This window comes from Methanosarcina sp. UBA5, from assembly GCF_002505485.1.
GTDB lineage: Archaea > Halobacteriota > Methanosarcinia > Methanosarcinales > Methanosarcinaceae > Methanosarcina.
On the sequence record NZ_DAVG01000114.1, the window covers coordinates 484 to 3,903 of the forward strand.

Below are 3,420 nucleotides of genomic sequence, written 5' to 3' on the forward strand. Positions count from 1 at the left end.
CTTCTTCAAAAGCCATGCCATATTCTGGCCCAGAACCTGCATGGTTTGAATACCCTCTTCGTCTTTTTCAACATCCCCTTCGGCAAGCCCCATTCCCATATTCCAGTAGCTTGATCCCGGGATTATCATCTGGGAAATGGTGAAGAAATGGTTGATTGAGTCAAAAACATGAATCGATCCTGCTCTTCTTACTGCGACGACTGCCGCTCCGACTTTATGCCTGAACATTTCGTTATTGGCTTTAGCAACAAAACCTGCCCTGTCAATCAGAGCCTTAAGTTCGGGAGTCAGGTCTGCAAAATAAGTAGGCGAAGCCAGAATTATGCCATCGGCTTCGAGCATCTTCTCAATGCATTCGTTGACGATGTCCTTGTCATTTATACATTTCTGATCCATTTTTTCGTAGCATTTCCCGCAGGCTGTACAGCCGTGAATTCTTTTTCCTCCGACCTGCACAATTTCGGTTTCTATTCCTTCCTTTTCAAGTTCTGCAAGGACATGCTTTATAAGGGCAGCCGTATTTCCTTCCTTTCTCGGACTTCCGTTAAACGCGACAACTTTCATTTCTCTATTCCTCCAGTGGATGATCTTTTTTCTCTATTCTCTATTCTTCTCATTCGTTCCCTTTCAGGCTTTTCCCTATCTTCCAGGCAGCTCCGGCATAGTCGCCTACAGTCCAGTAGCTGTTGTCAGGCATGGTAAGAAGCAGAGGTTCCATTTTCTTGATATCGGGCTTCCCCTGAGTGAGGTAACTCTCTTCGGAATAAGCATCAGTAATTTCCCCCACGAAAAAGTAATGTACCGGCAACTCCAGAGTTTCGGTCAACCTGCACTCAAGGTTTAGAGTACATTCTTTGATCATGGGTGCTGTTCCCAATTCTCCGTAGAATACTTCAAACAGGCCGGATTTATCACTCTTTTTTCCAGAAACAATCCCGCAGTAATCGGTTTCTCTAACCAACTCGGCACCGGGAAAATTGATGCTGAAACTTCCATTTTCCTTTATACCCTGAGCAGTATAACGGGATTTGTGGACTCCCACTCCAATCATTGGAGGGTTTGAATTCACGCGGCTGATCCATCCCAGGGCCATAAAATTAGCTTTTCCTTCAACGTTAGCCCCCAAAAGAGTTACTGGCATGGGATAGATGAATGCATTGTTATTGATCTTGATTTTCTCTGCCATGGCTACTTTCCCCCATCCGATTTACTTATTCGTTACTGTATAGAATTTATTACTATTTTTCCAAAAAGTGTTTGGGAGTAAAATTTTAAGAGTTAAATAGACAAAGCACACCTTGATAAACCATAGTCGAGTAAGCTAAAGTTGAATCAACTATAGCCAGATAAATCACAGTGTTTTCCTGTACACATTAACCTCAGCTTCTTTTTCAAGGTATTCTGAAAGCAATGGAAATATTTCTTTAAAATGACTGGAATTTAAATGCTGCTCAAGGCTTTTTTCATCTTTCCATTCTTCTAAGAACGTCAGGATTCTTGAATTCTCCAACTCCTGATACAGCCCATAATCTATGCAGCCTTCATCTTTTAATGATGCTTCAACAAGTTTTTTGCACAAACCCAAAAATTCCTGAACCTTTTCAGGCTTGACACAATTTTTTGCAACCACTCGTATTGTCAATAGATCACCAGCTTATTAGAAAAATTTATTCTCTGAATTTCCAAATTTCCGTACTTTTCGCACTTGCCATATTTTTTTATTTCCATTGGGATTCTCCCTGTCGAGAATCTAGATTGAAAAAGTTTTTTTGCTTTTTCCGCATTCTACAAACCCGGAAACATGACTTATTTCTCAAAAAGGTATTCACTGACAAATTTGGCTTCTTTAAGAGCCTTTTCGCAGATTCAAATCTTTAACTGCTCTATCTTGCTACTATTCTCGCGGTACAGTGTAACTCTTATTATGCTGGCTTTACAGCCTCATTCTCTTCTCTGGCCGTACCTGTTGTGGTATATTTTTGTTTTATCAAACCTGTCCTGAGGGCCTGGTTTCTGGTCAGGATAACCTACTGGTACAATGGCTAGAGGAATTACGTGTTCAGGTAGTCCAAAGGCTTTCCGGAAACCTTCAATCCTGTCCTTCCTCGGATAAATCCCGGTCCAGACTGCCCCAAGCCCGGCATCGTGAGCTGCAAGCAGGAGATTCTGGGTGGCTGCCGAGCAGTCCTGAACCCAGTATCCGGGAGCCTTTTCAAGCGTTGTATCCCCACAGACAAGAATTGCAAGAGGAGCTTCCCTGCACATGCCTGCATAGGGACTGAACGTGGGAATTTCATCAAGAAGCTTCCTGTCATCGATAACAATAAAGATCCAGGGCTGGGCGTTGACCGCAGATGGAGCACACATTGCAGCCCTGAGCAGTTCGGTAACAAGCTCCCTTGGAACTGGCCTATCAGTATATTTTCTAATGCTTCGGCGAGTGTGGATTGCTTCAAGAGTTTTCATATTCAGACTCCTCCTATTCTTCCCTGAAAGATCTGGGCGAGGAAATCTCTCCTGGTTTCTCTCACCCTATTTTATTTTCTTTCCGTTTTTTATTTCCCGATTTTTCAGTTACTTGTTTATTAGTTATTGGATTTTTAGTTCCCTTTTTTATTTTCCAGTTTTATTTAACTTATTTACCTTCATTTGAACAGGTTAAGACCTGCGTTTTTCGCTTTTTCCATAAGCTCGATATTATTCTTGACTTCTCCCGGAGCGTGATAGCCAACTCCTACAAGAATATCCTTTACTTCTGCCTGCATGAAGCCGGAAATTTGTCCTCCAAACTCCTCATATACTTTTTTAAAGGCTTCTGGGTCAGGTGCTCCCTGAGTTCCTACTATCACGGCTTTTTTCCCGGCAGGGAGTCGGGGAGAGAAATCTGCATTTATAAGGGAATAGCAGCGGTCAAGGAAGAGACGCATCTGACCTGTAAACTGGCCAAAGTAAATCGGAGAACCAAAAACAACTCCATCTGCTGATGTAAGCTCATCGAATACTTCCTTAAGATCATCTTCAAGCTTGCATTTGTCATGGCTCTTGCAGTAGTCGCAGCCCTGGCAGCCTTTGTAGTTCATATCGTTGAGAATAAATGTTCGAGTTTCGGCACCTGCTTCTGCTGCGCCTTCCAGGACCTGCTGGACAAGAGCGTTTGTGTTTCCGTTCTTTCGGGGGCTTCCTACAATACCTATAACTTTCATTTTATTCATGCCTCTTATTCTTTAAACTGGGTCTGACCTAAATTGGATCTAGCCTGAATTTAGGCTTAACCTAAATATGGGTCTAACCTGATTCCGTTTCCTTTGAATTTATACCGGATCAATTTTTCAATTTATGCCGGATTTTTCTTTCTTTAAGAAAATGTATTTATTGATATCTAATTTGCAGTAACTATACTTATATACTATACATGCAATC

The 3,420-nt window shown here is 42.0% G+C and carries 5 protein-coding genes; all 5 read right to left on the reverse strand.

Annotated elements, in window-relative coordinates; translation table 11 throughout:
• Positions 1 to 564: flavodoxin family protein (locus BP621_RS14270; protein WP_292391157.1), on the reverse strand; the 564-nt coding region annotated here is incomplete at its 3' end.
• Between the two features lie 49 nt (positions 565 to 613).
• Positions 614 to 1,186: a flavin reductase family protein gene (locus tag BP621_RS14275; protein WP_292391159.1), complete on the reverse strand. Its 573-nt coding sequence runs from the start codon at positions 1,184 to 1,186 to the stop codon at positions 614 to 616.
• Between the two features lie 165 nt (positions 1,187 to 1,351).
• Entirely contained in the window at positions 1,352 to 1,630 is a 279-nt protein-coding gene (locus BP621_RS14280; RefSeq protein ID WP_292391160.1) for a putative quinol monooxygenase, read from the reverse strand.
• A 311-nt stretch (positions 1,631 to 1,941) separates the two neighbouring features.
• On the reverse strand, positions 1,942 to 2,466 hold the full coding sequence (locus tag BP621_RS14285) for a nitroreductase family protein (protein ID WP_292391161.1): 525 nt from the start codon (positions 2,464 to 2,466) through the stop codon (positions 1,942 to 1,944).
• Positions 2,467 to 2,645: 179 nt separating this feature from the next.
• Positions 2,646 to 3,203, reverse strand: a complete 558-nt coding sequence (locus tag BP621_RS14290) for a flavodoxin family protein (protein WP_349682088.1) — start codon at positions 3,201 to 3,203, stop codon at positions 2,646 to 2,648.
• Between the last annotated feature and the right edge of the window lie 217 nt (positions 3,204 to 3,420).

Excerpts from the sequence above, each read along its gene's own strand:
- BP621_RS14275 (WP_292391159.1), bottom strand. The coding sequence starts at position 1,186 with ATGGCAGAGAAAATCAAGATCAATAACAATGCATTCATCTATCCCATG.
- BP621_RS14290 (WP_349682088.1), bottom strand. The coding sequence starts at position 3,203 with ATGAAAGTTATAGGTATTGTAGGAAGCCCCCGAAAGAACGGAAACACA.
- BP621_RS14285 (WP_292391161.1), bottom strand. The coding sequence starts at position 2,466 with ATGAAAACTCTTGAAGCAATCCACACTCGCCGAAGCATTAGAAAATAT.